Source organism: Athalassotoga saccharophila, assembly GCF_009936215.1.
In the GTDB taxonomy this organism is placed as follows: Bacteria; Thermotogota; Thermotogae; order Mesoaciditogales; family Mesoaciditogaceae; genus Athalassotoga; species Athalassotoga saccharophila.
The window spans coordinates 1,157,026-1,177,130 of the sequence record NZ_AP019551.1; the positions used below are offsets into that span (position 1 = coordinate 1,157,026).

Below are 20,105 nucleotides of genomic sequence, written 5' to 3' on the forward strand. Positions count from 1 at the left end.
ATTGATCTCAATAAGGGGATGATCTCTATAATATCTCTCAACAAATGTCCAGAAAATACACGATGTATAATTGTAGAATCCGATTTGCCAGATTCTTTCAGATCAAGGCTTATGGGTCTTGGGTGGCTTCCGGGACGTGAGATAAAGGTTTTGAGAAAGGCTCCATTTGGAGATCCAACGATATACCTTGTAGATTCAACAGAAATCTCTCTAAGAGAGGACGACAGCAAATTGATAAAGGTTGAGCCTGTGTATCCCGCTCCTTTATCTATCGTAAGTGAAGGAAGGTACATCGTACTTTACTTTGAAGGTGGAAGGGTCTTTGCCCAAAAAATAAACTCTCTCGGGATTAAAATTGGACAGGAAATAACGGTTTTGCCTCATGAGGAAGGCTGCAAGATAAATATCTCCGTCGGTGGTGAAAATATCTTCATAGGCTACGGTATGGCAAACAAAATCTTTGTAGAGAAGAAAAAATGAAAGAGATAACTATAGCGCTCATAGGAAATCCAAATGTCGGCAAGACATCATTTTTCAACGCTTTGACCGGATCTCACCAGTACGTCGCAAACTGGCCCGGCGTTACAGTTGAAAAGAAGACGGGTTTTTTTAAATGGAAGGATTACAACGTCAAGGTTGTTGATTTGCCCGGCATATACACTCTTAACGCGAGAAGTATAGACGAGAGGATTGCGCGTGATTTTTTGATAAACGAAAGGCCGGATCTTGTCTTCAACGTTGTCGATGGGACGAATCTGAAAAGGAATCTTTACCTTACGATTCAGGTTATAGAGACAGGCGTTAAGACCATTCTTATTTTGAATCAAATGGACGAGGTAAAAAATCTCGACATAAAGATAGATACACGGGAACTTTCAAAGAGACTTGGTATACCGGTTATAGAAACCATTGCGACAAAGAGCGTCGACATAGACAGTATAATGAGATCGGCATTGGCCGATAGTTCACGTCAGATAAGATACGAAATATACCCAAAAGAACTTGAAGACATTTTTTCTTCTGTTAGCCGTGAAATTCAAAATGATGAAAATTTGAAGAAATATCCTTCGAGATGGCTTGCGATATCTGTGATCGAAGGAGATAACTTCGCAAAGGGACTGGTTCAAAACCGTCTTGTCGTCCCTCAAGAAAAAGATGTGTCTTTAAAGATCGCAAAGGCGAGGTATGATTTCATAGACTCGGTTGTAAAACAGATTGAGCAACGTCCAAAGGAAATATGGACGATAACTGACGCGCTTGATCACGTATTCACGCATAAAATTTTGGGTATTCCGATCTTTATATCGATAATGTGGATGATCTTCGAATTTACATTCTCCATTTCGACACCCTTTAGCGATCTTTTGAGCACTGGATTCAGCGATCTTGGAAATTACGCCCATTCAATACCCGGATGGGCCGGATCTCTTATTGGAGATGGACTCATCTCTGGCGTCGGTTCTGTTCTTACATTTGTTCCGCTCATCTTCTTCCTCTTTTTTTCTATGGGAATACTCGAGGACTCCGGTTACATGTCGAGAGCGGCCTTTTTGATAGACAGGTTGATGCACAGGTTCAAATTAAGTGGAAGGGCATTCATACCTTTGCTTTTGGGATTCGGGTGCAACGCCTCGGCGATAATGACGACAAGAACTCTTGAGGGAGAAAAAGAGAGACTCATATCGATTCTTATAAACCCATTCACAACGTGCAGCGCGAGATTGCCAATCTATGCCGTCATTTCGGCCGCATTCTTTGGGGCTTTTGGAGGTTTTGCGATCTTTTCCATTTACATGATAAGCATTGCCGTCGCTTTATCCATGGCTATAATCTTCAATTTCATAATGAAGAATAAGGAGACCACTCCTTTGATAATAGAAATGCCAAGGTACAAAACTCCAACGGCAAAAGGCCTTGCAATCTACACATGGTCAAGAGGAAAACATTTTTTGAAAAAAGCCGGTGGAATAATACTCGGCGCAACTGTGGTTGTATGGCTTCTTTCTAATTTGCCTTTCAACGCTCCAATTCAGGACTCTCTTGCCGCCCAAATGGGAAAGGCCATCGCCCCGATCTTCAAGCCATTGGGATTTGACTGGCACGTAACGCTTGCGTTGATTTTTGGAGGAATTGCAAAAGAGGTAACTGTCACGACGCTTGGCACCTTTGCAAATGGAAATCTTGAACAATTCCTTGGAACTATACTCAACCCGGTTAGCGCCTACGCTTTGATGCTTTTTGCTTTGCTTTACATACCATGCGTCGCGACTCAGGCAACGATGAAGATGGAGACTGGAAGTTACAAATGGCCGATATTTTCTGTAGTCTGGAGTTTATCGCTTGCATATGCAGTCACATTTTTATTTGAAAAGATAGCGTATCTGGTGATATGAAATGAGAAAATACATGATCGCAGGGATGGCTGGATTTATAACGTTAGGCGTCCTTATGATAATTTACCACGATTACATGAATGCCTTCGTTTCCATAACAGTAACTTTTATCTTCATATTTGGCCTTACGGAAAATTCGTCAAAGACTGCCCTCGCCCATCTTTTAAGTGGAAACATAATAGGCATGATCTTCAACGTGTATTACATGATAAGCGTTCTTGCAAATGCCTTTGATACCCTTATAAATGACGGTAAATTCGAATTCACTCCTGTTATAACCTTTTTAATAACTGTAATCGTGCTTTTCTTTAACGTCGTATCTTTCTTCAAATTCAGAGATCAATTCAAGAAAAAAGATGGTATAATAAAATAAAAGTGTAGAAATGGGGTGGTAAAATGAGAATAGATGCCGCAAATCTTCCACCTGTAGATTATATAGTTATGTCGAGAGTAAATCCAGTTGTTTCTGTCACGCATGCGCCTCAAAGCGGTGTGAGACCTCAGGATCTTAACAAGTTGATGAGGATGTCGACATATGACGAGCGTGGCAATGTCAAAACCACGAATATGGTAACGAATTTTGGAGATATATTCAACGGAGGGAAAATAGACGTAAGGGCTTGACCTTTTTGCATTTTAAATGATAATATAAAATGTGTTTCGGCGACGTAGCCAAGGGGTCAAAGGCGAGGGTCTGCAAAATCCTTATTCATGGGTTCAAATCCCATCGTCGCCTCCAGCGATTAGATCAATTTGAACTTTTACAAATAAAAAAGTCTCCTGTTGGGGACTTTTTTTATTTATAGAATGCAACTTGAGCACGTGGCTCGTGGCATGTAGTAAAAAATGGAGAATTGAAAATGAACAATTTTCAATTTTTAATTTGCAATTATCAATTAGTTCCATTCACTGCTCACCGGTGCCATTGGCCATAGGCCATGCGCCGAATTAAGCACGTAGCGGGTGGCTCGTGGCATGTAGTAAAAAATGGAGAATTGAAAATGGACAATTTTCAATTTTTAATTTGCAATTATCAATTAGTCCCATTCACTTCTCACTGGAGCCATTGGCCATAAGCCATGCACCGAATTAAGCACGTAGCACGTAGCTTGTGGCACGTAGAATAAAATTGAGAATTGAAAATGGACAATTTTCAATTTGCAATTATCAATTAGTTCCACTCACTGCTCACTAGAGCCATTGGCCATAGGCCATGCGCCAACTCATTCCTCTTCTGCTGTCTTTTGCAGGCTGCGAAGGCAGTAAGGTAGGATAGAAACTCTGGATGAAGGCAAAATATCAAAGATGACTGTTGTTGTTTTCATTCCTCAAAGGTAGGATAGAAACGAGAAACTTTACCTTAAAAGGAGGAGATACTATGTATAGGTTTTCATTCCTCAAAGGTAGGATAGAAACGAAGTTTAACAGATTTTTAACACAAGGCATTCAAATTCAGTTTTCATTCCTCAAAGGTAGGATAGAAACTGTAGATTTTCAACGAGAGGTTTCATTTTATTATGTTTTCATTCCTCAAAGGTAGGATAGAAACAAAAACGTAATTAAAATTGAAATACCCGGATATTATAGTTTTCATTCCTCAAAGGTAGGATAGAAACGTTTACCCTTGACAACGTTAAGCGGAGTGAGTATGCTGTTTTCATTCCTCAAAGGTAGGATAGAAACAATATTGTAAGTACTGAAAGAGGTGATAATATAAAAGTTTTCATTCCTCAAAGGTAGGATAGAAACAAGATAATTTGACACCTCTTCACGTTCTACATATGCAAGTTTTCATTCCTCAAAGGTAGGATAGAAACTCGTTGACATAGTATAACATAAGGATTTCTAAAAGTCAATTTTGGGAAAAAGTATGTGAACTTGTATACATAAAAGTGAGATAAAAGCTTTAGTGATAATTATTTATGTAAGAAATCCGATCGTCGTCGATCTCCGGGGGTTTTTCGAGTATCGTAGGTCGACGACGATGGTAAATGAAGTATGAATGATGTTAAGAGAAAAGGAGGCGATGGAAATGATCTGTGGATATATGTAAATATATTTAATTATTGGAGATAATTAATATGAGTTCTTATGTGATTGAATGTTAAGGGTCGGGTGTGTAACAAAAGAGGTGGGGAAAAGAGGCTGAATTTAGAACAAAAGAATATATATTCGCAATCCAATGGTAAAATATGAGAGGTTATTCACCTATGCTGTAACATACCAGATCAAAATAATTGGCGGGTAGCGGGTGGCACGTAGAAAAAATTGAGAATTGATAATGAACGACTAAATATTCTTACCAATCACAATATGTAAATCTTTACATTTCTCTTATTGTTTTTGTGATATAATACCTAAAATAGGTACTCTAAGAGGTGAGATGTTTGAAAGTTTTAATGGTTTACCCTCAGTACCCAACGACATTTTGGAGTTTCAATTACGCGCTTAAATTCATCTCCAAGAAAGCAGCACTTCCGCCGCTGGGACTTATAACAGTCGGATCTTATCTTCCCAAAGAATGGGATGTCAAACTGGTAGATATGAACTGTGAGAAATTGAAAGATGAAGATATAAAAAACTCCGATTACGTCTTCATAAGTGCGATGACAGTCCAGAGAGAATCTTCAATAGAGGTTATCAAAAAGTGCAACGATTTCGGTGTCCCTGTTATTGCCGGAGGGCCGCTTTTTACGATGGAGCCCGATACTTTTCACGATACAGTCGATTATTTCGTGCTTGGTGAAGCCGAAGAGATTATGGACAATCTTGTCAAGGACATGGAAAAAAGAAATGTAAAAAGATATTACGTGAAAACGACTTTTTGTGATATAGAAAAGACGCTCCCACCACGGTGGGAACTTTTGAATTTAAAATGGTATGCATCCATGATGCATACAATATTCGAGAGGATGCCCTTACAATTGCGAATTTTGCGATATAGGCGCGCTAAGCGGAAGAGTGCCAAGGCAGAAAAATGCAAAACAGATAGTCAATGAGTTGCAATCACTTTACGATAGTGGATGGAGAAAATCGATTTTCTTCGTGGATGACAATTTCATAGGCAACAAAAACAAATTGAAGCGAGATGTCCTTCCCGCTATAATAGAATGGCAAAAATCACACAAGTATCCTTTCACATTCTACACGGAGGTTTCGATAGACTTCGCAGATGATGACGAACTCATGACACTTATGTCCGATGCCGGATTTGACAGGGTATTCGTAGGGATAGAAACGCCGGATCCGGAAAGTTTAAAAGAAGCAAACAAATATCAAAATATAAAACACGATCTTGAAAAATCGATACGTAAGATTCAATCATTCGGATTCGAAGTTCAAGGCGGATTCATAGTAGGGTTTGACAGCGATATGCCGACTATCTTCAAAAGGCAATTTGATTTCATTCAGGGAAATGGCATAGTAACTGCCATGGTTGGCCTTTTGAATGCCCCGCGCGGAAGTCAATTGTACGAAAGATTGAGAAATGAAAATAGACTGCGCGGGGAGATGACCGGCGATAACGTTGATGTCATGACCAACATAGTACCTAAGATGGACTCAAATTTGCTTGTGAACGGTTATAAATCTCTTGTTGCATCTCTTTACAATCCGAAGAACTATTACAAGAGGTTAAAAGAGTTTCTATCTGTCTACAAAGTTCCAAAATTCATAAAATCAAGAATAAGTTTGCCGGAAATAGGAGCCTTTTTAAGATCTATCTTTGTTCTTGGAATCTTTGGAAAGGAAAGGAAAGAATACTGGAAATTACTTACTTGGAGCCTCTTCAAAAAACCCAAGACCTTTTCAAAGGCCGTTTCATTCGCCATATATGGCTATCATTTTAGGAAGGTCGCCGAAAAGATAGCCAAACCACCTAAAATAAGGAAGAGAATCCCTGCAACATGAAAAAGATTTTTTCACTTTTAATACCAGTTATTCTTTTGACTTTAATCCTGTCTTCCTGCTTTTATTTGCGAAATTTCACCTTAAGCATTCAGTCAAATCCGGAAAATGTGAATATATCAATCGACGGGCAGGATTACATAACCCCGTTCTCTTCAAATCTCACATTTGGCCAGCACACAATTGAGGTTTTTCCAACTTATTCGACATTTGGCAGTTACGGAGGATCTCCTAATGTGGAATATTTATTCTCAAACTGGTCAGATGGCTCAACACAAAATCCGAGAATCGTCAATTTGGAAGGTAATTTATCCTTAACTGCGAATATGATCGCGTATTACGCTGTAAAAGCGTCTTCGAACATTGGAATTACGATCGCTTCGTCTCCATACTACGCTAACGGCTTCTACCCCGCTTATACATTCGTTCAGTTAACCGCTCCTTCGGAATCAGGATTTGTATTTGATTACTGGATCGTAAATGGTCAGACAACAACCGGTAATCCCCTTTCTCAGTACGTGAGTCTTCCGATCGAAGCAACGGCCATTTACGTCCAAATAGTTCCACCTTCGATCGCTTCGAGTGTGTATCCGGAAAGTGGAAGCGTCGGCCTTCCGATATCTTTAAATCTCAGATGGTCGGCCTACGATTCAAACAATTTTCCTATCACATATTCGCTCTATTTTGGCACTTCTCAAAATCCTCCACTTATCGCTTCGGGCCTTTCGACCTCAACTTACGAGGTCTCAAACCTCAACTATTCGACGACCTATTATTGGTACGTGATCGCAACCAACGGTTATGCCTCGACAAAGGGGCCTTTATGGTCTTTCACAACGCAGAATACTTCTCCCTCCAATCCGACCGGCCTCTATTACACGAACGTAACGTCTAATTCGGTAAGTCTCGCATGGTCTCCATCACCTCTCGCGTCCGGATACAACATTTACAGATCTACAAATGGCGTTAATTTCTCAAAGATTTCGTCTACACCTAATACCTACTACACAGACACGAATTTATCTCCTTCGACGACCTATTATTACGCTGTTACGGCATACAATCCCTTTGGAGAATCGGGATATTCAAACCAAATAACTGTCACAACGCAATCAGCCCCCGAGCCGGCCGCGTACGGGATCGTGAATGGAAGGGTAAGCGTTTATACGGGTCAGAGTGCTTTTGTTTCATCTGCACCGGTTTATCAAAATAAATGGCAAATACAAAAATACACAGGCCCCGATTACGTTCCGGGACAGATAATCGTTGGATTCAAAAGCGGCATAAGACCAAATACACTCTCTTTGTATCCATCTCCATTCAAATACAACATTGTAAGCACACTTCAGACTCCAAATTATGAAGTTAACGCCTCTTTGATAACCGTCTCGACGTCCGTCGAAAGGGCTATCGATTATTTCAAATCCCTTCCAAATGTCGCCTACGCCGAGCCAAATTACATAGTTCATGCTTTATCGATTCCTAACGATCCTGATTTTGGCAAACAATGGTATTTGCAAAATATAGAGGCGCCGCAGGCATGGAATGTATCAACGGGCGCAAACACGGTGATAGTTGCCGTAGTGGATACCGGCGTTTCGTCTACGCACCCGGATCTTCAAAACATACTCGTGCCCGGCTACAACTTTGTCAACAACACGACGAACACGATGGACGATTTTGGCCACGGCACATTTGTTGCCGGCATAATAGACGCGGATACAAATAACGGCGTTGGAATTGCCGGAATAAACTGGGGAGGTCCCAATTCGACAAAGATAATGCCAATAGTCGTTCTCGGTCCGGACGGATCTGGATCGGTTTATAACGTAAGCGAGGGAATAATTTACTCGGTCGAACACGGTGCAAAGGTTATAAATTTAAGCCTTGGCGGGCCCAATTACACGCAAACTGAAGAACTCGCGTGTCAGTACGCATACAACAACAACGTTGTGGTCGTTGCCGCTGCCGGAAATAATTCGAGTAACACTTTGGATTATCCCGCCGCATTTCCCACAGTCATTCCGGTCGCATCTGTCGCGCCTTCGGGATCTTCATACACACTTGCATACTATTCGAATTACAGTTCAACGGTAATATGTGCGCCCGGAGGACAGATGAATTCTCAAAATGATCCCAATGGAGTTTTTAGCACGACCTATTCAACATCTACGAACACGAACGGATACGGATACAATCAGGGAACTTCCTTTGCCGCGCCGCAAGTATCGGCCATAGCGGCACTTATGATAGCACACAACATAACCGGCGTTGCCAATATAACAAAGATACTCGAGAATACGGCCACATACATAGGTCCTCAATCAACCTTCGGATACGGTCTTGTCAACGCCTATAACGCCGTAACGTACAATGGAGGATGGGAACCGATGATCGTGTGGGCACAAAATGCTTCCGGAATTGTGGCGACTGCAGTTGTCTCTCCGAATGGAAGTTTTTCAATGAAAGTGCCCGTAGGAAATTATTACGTATACGCATGGCAGGATTTTAACGGCGATAATCAGATAGATCAGGGCGATCTGTATGGATATTACGGATATTCGGGTACCCAATCGACACCATTGACTTTGAGCGTTAACGCAAACCAGACTTACAACTTAAACATACAGGTAAGTCCAGAAGTCAGCACACCGCCATCTGTTTATGGAATATCCGTCCTTGATGATTTCATCCAAAACGTTGTAAAGGCACATTATCAAAATCTTAGATCCTCTTTACAATCCAGTCGATGATCTTTTTACGAAATTCCGACGAATACTTTGGATCGCAAAAGATCTCATGGTATGCGCCATCAAAGATTTTCAATTCCTTGTCCTTCGAAGCGATGAGAGAGAATAACTTTTGAGTTCCTTCAAATGGGACGATCCTGTCATTCGATCCGGCGATCATAAGCACGGGTGTCGTGAAGGCGGACGCCCTTTCGAAAACTATTTCTATGTTTTTGAACAATTCGGCCGAGAGCCTTGCCGTTATTTTGTTGTGAACAAGGGGGTCTTTTGTGTAATCCGAAACAACCTCCTCATTTCTCGAGATCGTCTTTGGATCTATACCGTTGTTAAAGGTCAACCTCGGACTTAAAACCGAGAAAAATTTTGCCATAGCCTTTGTCATACCCGAGACATTTTTAGAAGAAAACGCACCGCTTGAAAGTACCGTACCTTTAAGGCGTCCGTGAAATTCTTCATTGTATCTCGCGGCAATAAGGCCTCCAAGGCTGTGGCCCAGCATGAAAATTGGGAGTTCCGTCTTTTGCATCTTTATAAAATCGTCTATATCCTTTAGGAAATCTTCGAAGCGGTCAACATGTCCTTTTACACCTGGATTTCTTCCATGACCTCTCTGATCGAATCCTATCATCTCAAGCCCTGCATCGTTGAACTCTTTGGATATGACATCGTACCTTGAGACATGCTCGCCGAGGCCGTGAATTATAACAACGATTGCGCGTGTACTTTTTGCCGGCCACCTGAAAGCATCTGTTTTTCTGCCATTCAAAGTTATCTCGTAAGATTCCATTTTGTCCTCCTATGAACTTACCTTGCCTATTACTTTTTCTATCTCTTCAACGCTTATTGCCCCTATTCTCAATATTTTCGGAGGATTTGCGGTCATATCTATAACCGTCGATGGAAGGCCTTTTTCAACAGGACCATCGTCGACGTAGAGATCTACAGAATCTTTAAGGTAATTGTAAGCATCCATGCACGTTAAAGGATCTTTCTGGCCTGAAAGATTTGCGCTTGTTGCCGCGATTGGACCTACCAAATCTCCAAGATCTTTAAAAAATTTGTTAGAAGGCATTCTCAATCCAACAGTGTAGCCGTAAGAAATGGCCGATCTTGGAACTGCACAGGACGCCTCAAGAATTATTGAAATCGGACCTGGCCAGAAGGTCTTCATGAGATCAGAAGCCTTGTCTGGGACGTATCTGGAAAGATCGAAAACGTAGGCCATTTTTGAGATGTGAATTAGCAAAGGCTTTTTAAAATCCCTTCCCTTTATCTCGTATATTCTTTTTATCGAATTTTCATTGTCCAAAAGTGCTCCGACTCCGTAGACGGTTTCTGTCGGAAAAACGATGACACCGCCATCTTTCAAAATATCCGAGGCTATTTTTAAAGTTTGTGCATCTTTAGAAGATAATATCTTGGCCATTTTTTCCCTCCGCATACAAAAATGAGTCGCTCATCGCGACTCTTATTGGTGCCGAGGGCGGGACTTGAACCCGCACGAGCGTGTGCCCACATGCCCCTCAAGCATGCGTGTCTGCCAGTTCCACCACCTCGGCAAACTATTAAATATCATACCAGAGAAATACCTATATGTCAATACCTAATGGTCAGGGCGACTGGATTTGAACCAGCGGCCTCCAAGTCCCGAACCTGGCGTTCTACCATCTGAACTACGCCCTGTCTCGAAAATTATATCATGAATACTTAAAAAAATCAATGTTAACGTATATTGACTTTAGGATTTTGAATGTGTATAATTATCTTGATCTTTTCTCTAACGAACGCCAAGGGAGGCAGAAAATATGGAAGCTCTGAAAGTTTCTTCGAAATCGAAACCTACAGCGGTAGCAGGCGCACTTGCTGGAGTACTTAGAGAAAACGGCAAGGCCGAATTGCAATCTATCGGCGCAGGGGCGGTAAATCAGGCGGTAAAGGCAGTCGCTATAGCGAGAGGGTATGTAGCCCCAAGCGGAATGGATCTTGTGTGCATCCCATCCTTCGTTGATATCGAAATAGATGGGGAAATGAGAACGGCCATAAAATTTGTCATAGAACCAAGAAAATAACTAAAAGCGCCGGAAGGCGCTTTTTCATTTGCCAATTTCTGTGCCTATTTTAGCCGTGTAGACAACAGCAAGCATTGTCTGAAGAAGTGTTTCGTAAGATTCACATGTGTATTTAACATGTCTTCCATCTATTCTTTTCAAACCGGGCATAAGCATCGATTGATCCGCCATTTCGGTAGAATTGAACTCTATATCGAGTTCGTAGGGTGGGGTGAATTTATAAATTTTTATCGAATTGTCATGAGTCCTATCGAGTGCCGTTTTTACTCCTTCGATAACCTCTTTTCTAAGAAGTGCTTTTGGTTTCATTATGGCTGCAAATCTGCTTAAACCTTTTTTGGTCTCGATCAAAACGGTATCTTTGAGGACATCTCTTAACTCTTCAACAAGTGCATGATCTCCTATCACCAAAGAGACGGGTATTCCCATTTCTCCGGCAAAAGCGGCATTTATCAACGTTTCATTCATTCTCATTCCATTTATCTTCATCGTGTGAACCGATGCGGAAGAGTATGTGTGATCCATTATTCCATGAATGGCACCAACGCCGGCGTGATAGCCGACAAAAAAGACAGTTGAAAATGTATTGTCAAGGCCGGCCATCATGTAATAATCTCGAAGACCTCCCCTTACGAGGTAAATTCTGTCATCGTATTCCGTAAAATCGTAAGATATATTTTCTCCGAGTGCATGAGAATCACAGATAAGTATCTGATCTACATTTGAATTTTGATTCGATGCTTTTACTCCATCAACAACCCATTGAAGCGTTTCCTCAAGATACCTATTTAAAAATCGCGGATCTTTATCGCTTACTTGATGCCATGAATTTATTCCGGGCAATCCTTCCATATCCGTAGAAATGTAGATTTTCATAATTCCTCCTCAATCAAAAAAGTCCTGTTTGAACAGGACTTTTTGAAATCTCGGTGGCTCCACCAGTAGGACTCGAACCTACAACCCTCCGGTTAACAGCCGGATGCTCTACCGGTTGAGCTATGGTGGAAGGTACAAAAGAATTGTACTACAATGTCTTGTGTTTTGTCAATAGGCCAAAATCACTTACTGCTTTTCTCCACACTTCTTGTCGCGATCAAATTCGTGCCTGTGTTAAGGAAATTTTCGATGATGATATCTTCAACCTTAACGGGTGCCTCAACGCTTGTAGATTTTATAACCTTCATGGCTTCCCCGATAAGCCTTTTGGGAATAGATCTGTCTGTTTTTACCGAAACGAGAGGCATTTTCCCGTTTATAACTTTAACGCTCGATGTTAACACTCTCTTGGGATCTGTTACCTCGTCTTTCGCGTAAATTTCGCCCTTAGGACATCTGTTGCCTTTAACGGATAAAAACTTTCCATCATCATCTAACGTAACTTTCAAAGCACATCCAACGGGACAAATTATACAAGTCATCTGTATCTCTTTCATTTCTTTACCCCTTTTGCGGATACTATTATCTTACCTTTAAGATCTATCTTTTGAGGATTAAGCGTTAACTCTATCATCTCGCTTGGTCTTGCGTTCACCGCGGCCTTTACAGGTTTGTCATTGATATTTATTGTCGCGATCTCCATGGGCCTGTCAACCCTTACGTACAATTTGAAAGGTTCTGTGGCCGTCGTGTAATGTATACTCAAAATCCTTATGCCACTGCCGGCGATTATAATGCCAGCCCTTGGTGGCAAACTTTCTCCTTTAGCGACCAGGGCCGCGTTTTTTCCCGCTATCTCTCCTTCGGTAGTCGTGAAATCAACAAGATCGTGAATACATACGTTATTTCCACATGCGAATACATTTTCGTAATTCGTTCTCATCAGATCATCGACAAAGATTCCATCGTCAGAGCCTGTCTCTATCTTTCCCTTCACGAGATCATTTTCCGGTATCAAACCAACAGATGCCACAAGCGTATCACACTCGATAAACCTTTCACTTCCTTCAATTGGTGAGTTGTTTTCGAATTTCGCGACTGTAACACCTTCCAATCTCCTTTTTCCATGTATTTTGACAACGCTTGTCGAAAGATGAAGTGGTATGTTGAAATCCTCCAAACATTGTGCCACATTTCTCGTGAGTCCTCCCGGATAGGGCATTATTTCGTAAACGCCTTCGACTTCAACTCCTTCGAGAAATAACCTTCTTGCCATTATCATTCCTATATCTCCAGACCCGATTATGACGGCTCTGTGACCGGGTAAATGATTCTCAAGGTTAACGAACTTTTGTGCAAGTCCTGCCGTGAAGATGCCAGCCGGTCTTGTGCCGGGCACCCTCAACGCCTCAAATGGCCTCTCCCTTGCTCCTGTAGCGAGCACGAGAGCACCATATTCTATTTCATGAATTCCGTCCGAATTCATTGCCTTGATTTTGTTTCCATCAAAGTCTATATTAAGGACCATTGTCTCGTAGAGGGCATCGAATTTGCCTATTTTGTTTCTGTAAAATTCATGGTATTCGGGCCCGGTAAGTTCCATTTTGAATACCTGAAGTCCAAATCCGGTATGTATGCATTGATTTAAGACCCCGCCTGTGAATGGCTCACGTTCTATAAGTAAGACGGACGATCCAAGATCCTTTGCACCTTTGGCCGCTCCCATTCCGGCAGCCCCTCCGCCAAGTACAACGACATCGTATCTCATTTTCATCTGATCTCACCGTCCACAACTTTAGATGATGGGAGATTTTTCTCTATCTCCCCAAAATCAATTCCTGTCTCTCTTTTTATTATTTTCATTATATTGACCGTGCAAAAAGAACCCTGACATCTTCCAAACATCGCGGTAGTTCTCAATTTTACGCCATCGAGAGTTCGCGCTCCCCTTTTTATAGCCTCGATTACCTCTCCTTCTGTAACCTTGTTACACCTGCATATAACCCTTCCAAAGGCAGGATTTTCCTTTATGAGTTTTTCCCTTTCTTTATCTTCCATCTCGTAAGGTCTTGGAATGGGCTTACGATAAGGATTGAAATTCTTGTTCAATTTAAGGCCACCGATCTGTACAATCCAATCTGCGATCTCTTCAGCCATCGCAGGGGCAGAGGTCAGACCCGGTGATCTTGTAGCGACCACATTTACCATGCTTTCTTCTTTTACCACAACGAAGTCTTTTAGATCATTTTCAGGTCTTAGCCCGGCGAAGGTTCTTATCGATTTTGAAAGGTTTATCGATGGAACCAATTTTTTTGTATTCTCGATTATTTTTTGTATTCCCTCTCTTGTCGTTTCATTTCTGTCTCTCCAATCTGGAGGTAAGTCTTCAGAAGTTGGGCCGAGTAAGGTGGTATTGTGTATGGTCGGTAAAACAAGAATTCCCTTTCCGGCCTTTGAAGGAACCGGAAATATAACTGTTCTTACAAGGTCTGACTGATCAAGAAGAATGTACTCTCCCTTTCTCGGATGAAGAGGCGTAACCTTTACGCCTGCCGATTCTGCAAGCACATCGGCCCAAAGCCCGGAGGCGTTAACGACGAAATCGAATTCGTAATCTCGATCATCTACTTCGACAAATACTTTTTTGTTTTCCTTCTTTATCCCCTTTACCTCTGTCGAAAGATGGATCTTTGCACCATTCTCTATCGCATTCTCTATAGCGGCCTGAGCAACTTCCCACGGCCCAACTATACCGGTAGATGGAGCCCAAAGGGCCGCCACAATCATTTTTGATAAATTCGGCTCTTTTTCGAGCGATTTATATTTATCGAGTATTTGCAAGCCTTCAACACCATTTTGTTTACCGTAATCGAGAAGTTTTTCAAGCACCCTAACCTCTTCATCATCGAAAGCGACGACGAGAGATCCCGTTCTTTTTATTGGAAAGCCGAGTTCGTAAGAAAGTTTTGTATAAAGTGAGTTACCGCGCGCGCAGTATTTGGATCTGACAGTGCCGGGCTCGTCGTCGTATCCGGCGTGTATGACACCGGAATTCGCCTTTGTTACACCCCAACCTACGTCTGGATATTTCTCAAAGATTTCTACTTCTGCTTCGTACTTTGTCAACTCTCTCGCGATAAGAGAGCCGACAACGCCGGCACCTATTATTGCTACTCTCATTTCACACCTCCAAAAATAAAAAAGCCACACACAAAAATGTGCGTGGCTTCTCTTATTCTCTGCCGAACGTACTTTTTTAATTATACCACAAATTTTTATTGCTTGTCGAGACGGCAAATATCCCTCTTTTTAAAAGTTCGTCAACGTGATCTTTTTTGCTTATAAGTCCTCCTGCAATTAGCGGGAAGCCAAAATTTATCTCCAAAGAAAGCATCACAAGTCCCGGCAATATTTCAACGAAATCTGGCCGGGTTGACCGAATGAGTTGTTCGCCATTTTTCAAGGCTTCGGAATCGATCAAAAATACCCTGTAAATTTGCATTAATCCCTGCTTTTTTGCCCATTCTAAAGTAGATTTGTGCGTACTTATTATTCCCGAAGGCCTTTCAGTCAAAATGAATTCAGACCCAAATTCATCCATCTTAAGTCCCTTTATTAGATCGGCATGAACAAAAATGATATGGCCCGCGTCTTTGAGTTTTCTCACACAATCCTGATACTTTCCAACAGATGTCTCGAGCAAAAATACAACGCGATCCTTTAATTTCAAGACTTCATCTAAATCTTCAGAAGTTCTCAACGCAGGGATAACCGGATTTTTTCTAAGAAATGATTTCACTTCATTTAAGTTCATATATTTCCCCCAATTTTGTCTTCGCGATCGTGTAGACGTAAAGACTCTGTGCCCCGCCGTCTTTGAGAATTCTTGCACATTCGTTGACAGTCGCCCCAGTTGTGAAGACGTCATCAAGGATGACTATCTTCCCATTTGTCCTGTAAAGTTCTTCGATCCTTACTCTGTACTTTCCCTTCACGAGTTCCTTCCTCTCTTCGAAGGTCGAGTTTACCTGTTGCTTCTTTTGTTTTACGACCTCTATCAGATCAAGGAATTGAATTCCTCTTTTTTTAGAAAACGATCTTCCTATCTTTTTCATGTGATCGAACCCCTTATTTTTAAAGGAATTAAAGGTTATTGGAACGGTTGTGATAACGGAATCCGATGGGGGAGGAAAATAATCGAACAATTCGTCAAAAATATCCACAAAGTACTTGTACAAAGATATGGCACCGCCATATTTGTAAGATCGGATCATCTCTTTTATCTTTCCCTCGTAAATGGCGAAATAAAAGAATTTATCGAAATTCCATCTTCCCTTGAGATTTTGATCCATGATCATCGGTGGAATTTCCATTTTGCATTTGTAGCATATCACCTGATCATGAGAAATAATCCTGCCACACAAAGGACAGGATTTGGGAAAGAGAAGATCCAATAAATCAAGATATGCAGGCACTCATGTAACCTACTTCCCTTTCGAAATCATCTGATATCTCTCCGCTTGTGGAATGTTTGAGAACTTTTGGCATTCCAAGGTCCATGGCCATAACAGTTGCGACACATCCGGGCCCGCACATAGTTATGTGTTCTTTTTCTATCGATGCGTAAAGTTCTTCGATGTTATTCGATGATATCGCATCGATTATCATCTTATCCTTGTAAAGGGTCGTTTCATGATCTTCGTAATGGTTGAGATCTGTGGATGCAACGATCCAGAATCTTTTTCCCTGTAAAACCTTTTTTAGAGCGATGCCCAATTCTTTCGAAATCTCTTTTCTCTGATCAAGCATACAGATGGGAACTATTTTGAAGCCGGTGCCTATTGTGAATTGAAGAAAGGGTATATGAACCTCTATCGAATGTTCAAAAAGATGGGCCTCGTAATCGAGTGATGCCAACTTGAAATTTTCGACGATAACGCTTGCAACGCTTTGATCTACCTCTACATTTCCGAGAGGAGTTTTCCATACACCAATTGGCCATATAGAAATCGGTTTACCGTATCCGGTGTGATTGGGACCTATTATGACCACGATATCCGGCTTTCCCCACTCGGAGGCGGCAAGATACGCGTAGGCGGCCGTAGATCCGGAGTAGACGTATCCGGCATGCGGGGCTATTATTCCCACATTTCCTCTAAATCCATCTGGATCTGGCAATTCTCCCGGCCCTCTTTTGGAAAGGAACAATTCTCTTATGTAATCTCTCAGATCTTCAGGATCTGATGGGTAAAAACTTCCAGATGCGACAGGTTTCCTGTCCATTTATCTCACCACCGAAGCAGTTATGAATATATCGAGATTATCCGTTGAATCCTGAAAGGTTGTAGAGGTGAAGAATTGGCCTATGAAGGGAAGATCTCCCAAAAACGGAACTTTGGTGACGTTTTCAGATCTGTTCTGTTTTGTCAATCCTCCTATTAAAAGGGTTTGCCCGCTCGATATGACGACCTTCACACTCGCATTTCTCGTAACGACGGCCGGCACACCGTTGACAGCATGACCCCAGTCAGCGTCGCTAACCTGAATAGTTATTGTTAAGGATATCTGTCCGTTGGAAAGCACGACTGGCAAAATGTTGAGTTGAATGCCTGTGGTCAAGAATTGAAGTTGCTGGGCAGTCTGGCCGGTCTGACTGTTCACAACGGTTGTAACAAGGTACGGATATTGTTCTCCTATCGTTATCTGTGCGGGCTCTCCGCTTTGAGTCATTATGTTTGGAGCAGAAAGGACCGATCCCTCTCCCGTGGTTTTAGAAAAGTTCGCCGTAACGGTTGCCTTCGAAGAAAGAATTTGATCTGCGATTCCCGAGACAAAATTAGATGGATTGGTCGTATTCAGAAGGTTAAAGGATAAGTTCAATCCATTGTTGAATATCAACTGAGGAGTTATAAGTGTGGAGTTCACAGAGTCGCTTATCGATTTGTTTCCCGTAACGTCGACGATCTTTGCCATTATCTGAACATTCGGTCTTGGATTTTGAAGTTTTTGCATCTCGTTATCGAGTACACTCGCGGCATATTGGCTAAGACCGTTAACGACGACGATACCCGTATTTGGATCTGAATAAACATTTCCACCCAAGAATTTTGCCAGAGACATTATTTGATCTATATTTCCGCTTGCCATGTATATTCTTGTCAAACCCGTTGTGTTTTTGTCAACTATTGTAACTGCCGTTCCGGAGAATGAAAGGCCGTAAGAACTTGCGATCGTTTGATCAAATTGATCAATAGTTACATTTGAAAGATTCAACGTTACATTTGGAAGGTTCTGATATGCAAAAACGATGTTCTTTGAAAGTGCGGCATAGACTCTCTGAATAAGATCGTAGAGTGGATAGTCCTTTACACTCAAAGTTATAAGGCCATTCTTGACATCGACGATCTGATTTGATGTCTGGGCTACTTCCCGGACTTTGCTTTGAATGAGGCCGCTTACGCTTAAAAGGGAGGTTAATTTGTTAACGGCGCTTTCAGATCCAACTATCGCCACGGCAGTTACCGTCGAAGATGTTGACGGAATAGAAGGTCCAAGCATCGTGAGATTGTTAGCCTGTATCAAAGATTTAACCGTCTGGTAATCCTGATTTCTAACGGTAACTATGTTCGTTATCGACGTTGACGTAGACGAATAGGTTTTATTCTCTATGAATTTTTGAGTCTGATCGACTGAATTCGGATCCGTGCCGTAGATCAGAGCCTCTCCAAGGGAGGGTAGGTAGGTCATTTTAACGTCAGGATAGATTATCGAAATGACCTTCGAAAGATCCAAAAAGGCGCTGTCATTTGGGATAGAGACAAAGTTGAAATGAATGAATTGCGGACTTACGTTCACAAGTGTGCTCGCGATTGAAGCCACCGCTTTTGCAAAGTCATAAATTCTATTCTTTGGCCCCATCGCAAGGTAGGTAATCTTCGTCGAATTGGTTGTTGGCGATCCATAGATTGTTATGCCTGCAAAGTTTTTTGCAAATTGCATGAAAGCCTGAACATTTTGATTTGAAACTACAAAGGGCACGGTTATCTTTGGGCCTATACTCTCTATTATTTTTCCGTATTCTGCTATTACTTTGGAAGCACCATCGATATCACTTTTACTTCCACTTAAAATCAATGTAGAAAAACTTGAAAGGTACGTAACTTTTAAGTTGGGATACATCATCGAAATGAGACTTTCAAGATCTTTGACCGAAGATTGATCGCTCCACTGGACATCTTTAAAACTTTCGCTTTCCTTGACGAAATTCATCAGATCTTCTATCGTTTTTTGCTGTTCAACGGTGGCGTTGACTATCTGGTACGATCCTATGTTCCCTATGATCTTATTCTGTCCGAATAAATTCTCAACCAAACTCTTGAAATCCTGCGCGCTTATATTCGTCGAGGACAGATTGTAAAAACTAACAACGTTGTTGTAGGTGCCAGTTCCGAGTTTTCCGAAATTTTGAATTAAGGTTGAAACTGGCGCTATGTAATATGTGCCATCCGGCAGAATTGCGTATCCTATCCCTGGCGAAGATATCATTATATCGTAAAAGGCCTCGGCAGGAGTTACGTCCTTTAGGGTTATGTTAACGGGATTATTCGCTATGGAAGGATCTATTATGAGATTTCTATTCAAAATCCTCGACAGGTATTTGATGGCAAGGCTGAAATTAGACCCTTGCTGGCCAGAAAAGTCTATTGATATTTTAGAAGCAGGACCGGTCAGAGGAAGATTTTGAGAAATTCCAAGGGTTGTAAAGTTTATCTCGAGATGATCGTCTATCTGATTTATAGAAGCGCTTACGACAAATGGAAAGGTGAAGGCGATTTCCGAAGTCGATCTATTTGTCGAGATCGAAAGATTCACGTCTTTCCATGATAAATTGTTTGAAATCGAATTGGATACTTTGCCCTGAAAGACAAATGTTATCTGATTCCCCATTTGGTTTTGGATCTTCCAGTTGGGAATCGAATCGAAAATTAAGGTAGTTATTATGTGATTTTGGGTGGAAGAGAAGGTCAAATTTTGTAAAGTCGAACCAAAAGAAAGCGTTCCAATCAAAATCATTAAGAGTAAAAAGTATATCTTTTTCACAAATTCATCCC

At 41.5% G+C, this 20,105-nt stretch carries 16 protein-coding genes, 4 tRNA genes, 2 pseudogenes and 1 CRISPR repeat array; of the genes and pseudogenes, 8 read left to right on the plus strand and 14 right to left on the minus strand.

Annotated features, from left to right (window positions below; translation table 11 throughout):
* Nucleotides 1-18 precede the first annotated feature (18 nt).
* The 7 genes and pseudogenes from ATHSA_RS05775 (at nt 19) to ATHSA_RS05805 (ending at nt 9,052) form a co-directional block, all read left to right on the plus strand.
* Entirely contained in the window at nt 19-480 is a 462-nt protein-coding gene (locus ATHSA_RS05775; RefSeq protein ID WP_161848185.1) for a FeoA family protein, read from the plus strand.
* Nucleotides 477-2,393 (plus strand): ferrous iron transport protein B, encoded by a 1,917-nt coding sequence (gene feoB, locus ATHSA_RS05780; protein ID WP_161848186.1) that lies wholly within the window; start codon nt 477-479, stop codon nt 2,391-2,393. The genes ATHSA_RS05775 and feoB overlap by 4 nt, the downstream gene beginning before the upstream one ends.
* A 1-nt stretch (nt 2,394) precedes the next feature.
* Nucleotides 2,395-2,766 (plus strand): hypothetical protein, encoded by a 372-nt coding sequence (locus ATHSA_RS05785; protein WP_161848187.1) that lies wholly within the window; start codon nt 2,395-2,397, stop codon nt 2,764-2,766.
* Nucleotides 2,767-2,789: 23 nt separating this feature from the next.
* Nucleotides 2,790-3,017, plus strand: coding sequence for a hypothetical protein (locus ATHSA_RS05790; RefSeq protein WP_161848188.1), 228 nt, complete (start codon nt 2,790-2,792; stop codon nt 3,015-3,017).
* Nucleotides 3,018-3,055: 38 nt separating this feature from the next.
* A tRNA-Cys gene (locus ATHSA_RS05795) sits at nt 3,056-3,132 on the plus strand.
* A gap of 578 nt (nt 3,133-3,710) precedes the next feature.
* Nucleotides 3,711-4,210: a CRISPR direct-repeat array (repeat unit 30 nt; unit sequence GTTTTCATTCCTCAAAGGTAGGATAGAAAC).
* A gap of 570 nt (nt 4,211-4,780) precedes the next feature.
* Nucleotides 4,781-6,302: pseudogene (locus tag ATHSA_RS10285) on the plus strand (B12-binding domain-containing radical SAM protein).
* Nucleotides 6,299-9,052: a S8 family serine peptidase gene (locus tag ATHSA_RS05805; protein WP_161848189.1), complete on the plus strand. Its 2,754-nt coding sequence runs from the start codon at nt 6,299-6,301 to the stop codon at nt 9,050-9,052. The pseudogene ATHSA_RS10285 and the gene ATHSA_RS05805 overlap by 4 nt, the downstream one beginning before the upstream one ends.
* Here the strand turns inward: ATHSA_RS05805 and ATHSA_RS05810 are convergent.
* The 4 genes from ATHSA_RS05810 to ATHSA_RS05825 form a co-directional block, all read right to left on the minus strand.
* Nucleotides 9,024-9,836, minus strand: a complete 813-nt coding sequence (locus tag ATHSA_RS05810; RefSeq protein WP_161848190.1) for an alpha/beta hydrolase — start codon at nt 9,834-9,836, stop codon at nt 9,024-9,026. The two genes, ATHSA_RS05805 and ATHSA_RS05810, sit on opposite strands and share 29 nt — an antisense overlap.
* A 9-nt stretch (nt 9,837-9,845) precedes the next feature.
* Nucleotides 9,846-10,475 (minus strand): L-threonylcarbamoyladenylate synthase, encoded by a 630-nt coding sequence (locus ATHSA_RS05815; RefSeq protein WP_161848191.1) that lies wholly within the window; start codon nt 10,473-10,475, stop codon nt 9,846-9,848.
* Nucleotides 10,476-10,521: 46 nt separating this feature from the next.
* A tRNA-Leu gene (locus ATHSA_RS05820) sits at nt 10,522-10,608 on the minus strand.
* Nucleotides 10,609-10,656: 48 nt separating this feature from the next.
* Nucleotides 10,657-10,732: transfer RNA gene (locus ATHSA_RS05825), tRNA-Pro, on the minus strand.
* A 122-nt stretch (nt 10,733-10,854) separates the two neighbouring features.
* Here ATHSA_RS05825 and ATHSA_RS05830 point away from each other — a divergent pair.
* The gene (locus ATHSA_RS05830) at nt 10,855-11,118 is read left to right on the plus strand and encodes a stage V sporulation protein S (RefSeq protein WP_161848192.1); all 264 of its coding nucleotides are present in this window, start codon (nt 10,855-10,857) and stop codon (nt 11,116-11,118) included.
* A gap of 24 nt (nt 11,119-11,142) precedes the next feature.
* Here ATHSA_RS05830 and ATHSA_RS05835 read toward each other — a convergent pair whose 3' ends face one another.
* The 10 genes and pseudogenes from ATHSA_RS05835 to ATHSA_RS05875 form a co-directional block, all read right to left on the minus strand.
* Nucleotides 11,143-11,994 carry a M55 family metallopeptidase gene (locus ATHSA_RS05835; RefSeq protein ID WP_161848193.1) on the minus strand — a complete coding sequence of 284 codons (852 nt, stop codon included), beginning with the start codon at nt 11,992-11,994 and terminating at the stop codon, nt 11,143-11,145.
* 54 nt (nt 11,995-12,048) lie between these two features.
* A tRNA-Asn gene (locus tag ATHSA_RS05840) sits at nt 12,049-12,124 on the minus strand.
* A 52-nt stretch (nt 12,125-12,176) separates the two neighbouring features.
* Nucleotides 12,177-12,551, minus strand: coding sequence for a DUF1667 domain-containing protein (locus tag ATHSA_RS05845; RefSeq protein WP_161848194.1), 375 nt, complete (start codon nt 12,549-12,551; stop codon nt 12,177-12,179).
* Entirely contained in the window at nt 12,548-13,768 is a 1,221-nt protein-coding gene (locus tag ATHSA_RS05850; RefSeq protein ID WP_161848195.1) for an NAD(P)/FAD-dependent oxidoreductase, read from the minus strand. Before ATHSA_RS05850 ends, ATHSA_RS05845 begins: the two co-directional genes overlap by 4 nt.
* Complete coding sequence (locus ATHSA_RS05855; protein ID WP_161848196.1) at nt 13,765-15,174, minus strand: NAD(P)/FAD-dependent oxidoreductase; 1,410 nt, start codon at nt 15,172-15,174, stop codon at nt 13,765-13,767. The genes ATHSA_RS05850 and ATHSA_RS05855 overlap by 4 nt, the downstream gene beginning before the upstream one ends.
* A 76-nt stretch (nt 15,175-15,250) precedes the next feature.
* The gene (locus ATHSA_RS05860; protein WP_161848197.1) at nt 15,251-15,808 is read right to left on the minus strand and encodes a glycerol-3-phosphate responsive antiterminator; all 558 of its coding nucleotides are present in this window, start codon (nt 15,806-15,808) and stop codon (nt 15,251-15,253) included.
* The gene (locus tag ATHSA_RS05865; RefSeq protein WP_232060055.1) at nt 15,795-16,346 is read right to left on the minus strand and encodes a ComF family protein; all 552 of its coding nucleotides are present in this window, start codon (nt 16,344-16,346) and stop codon (nt 15,795-15,797) included. The genes ATHSA_RS05860 and ATHSA_RS05865 overlap by 14 nt, the downstream gene beginning before the upstream one ends.
* Nucleotides 16,347-16,364: 18 nt before the next feature.
* Nucleotides 16,365-16,469, minus strand: a pseudogene (locus tag ATHSA_RS10290) (double zinc ribbon domain-containing protein); the annotation flags it as partial.
* Nucleotides 16,453-17,277 carry an AmmeMemoRadiSam system protein B gene (gene amrB / locus ATHSA_RS05870; protein WP_161848199.1) on the minus strand — a complete coding sequence of 275 codons (825 nt, stop codon included), beginning with the start codon at nt 17,275-17,277 and terminating at the stop codon, nt 16,453-16,455. The gene amrB and the pseudogene ATHSA_RS10290, both read right to left, overlap by 17 nt.
* On the minus strand, nt 17,278-20,094 hold the full coding sequence (locus ATHSA_RS05875; RefSeq protein WP_161848200.1) for a type II secretion system protein GspD: 2,817 nt from the start codon (nt 20,092-20,094) through the stop codon (nt 17,278-17,280).
* Nucleotides 20,095-20,105 lie beyond the last annotated feature (11 nt).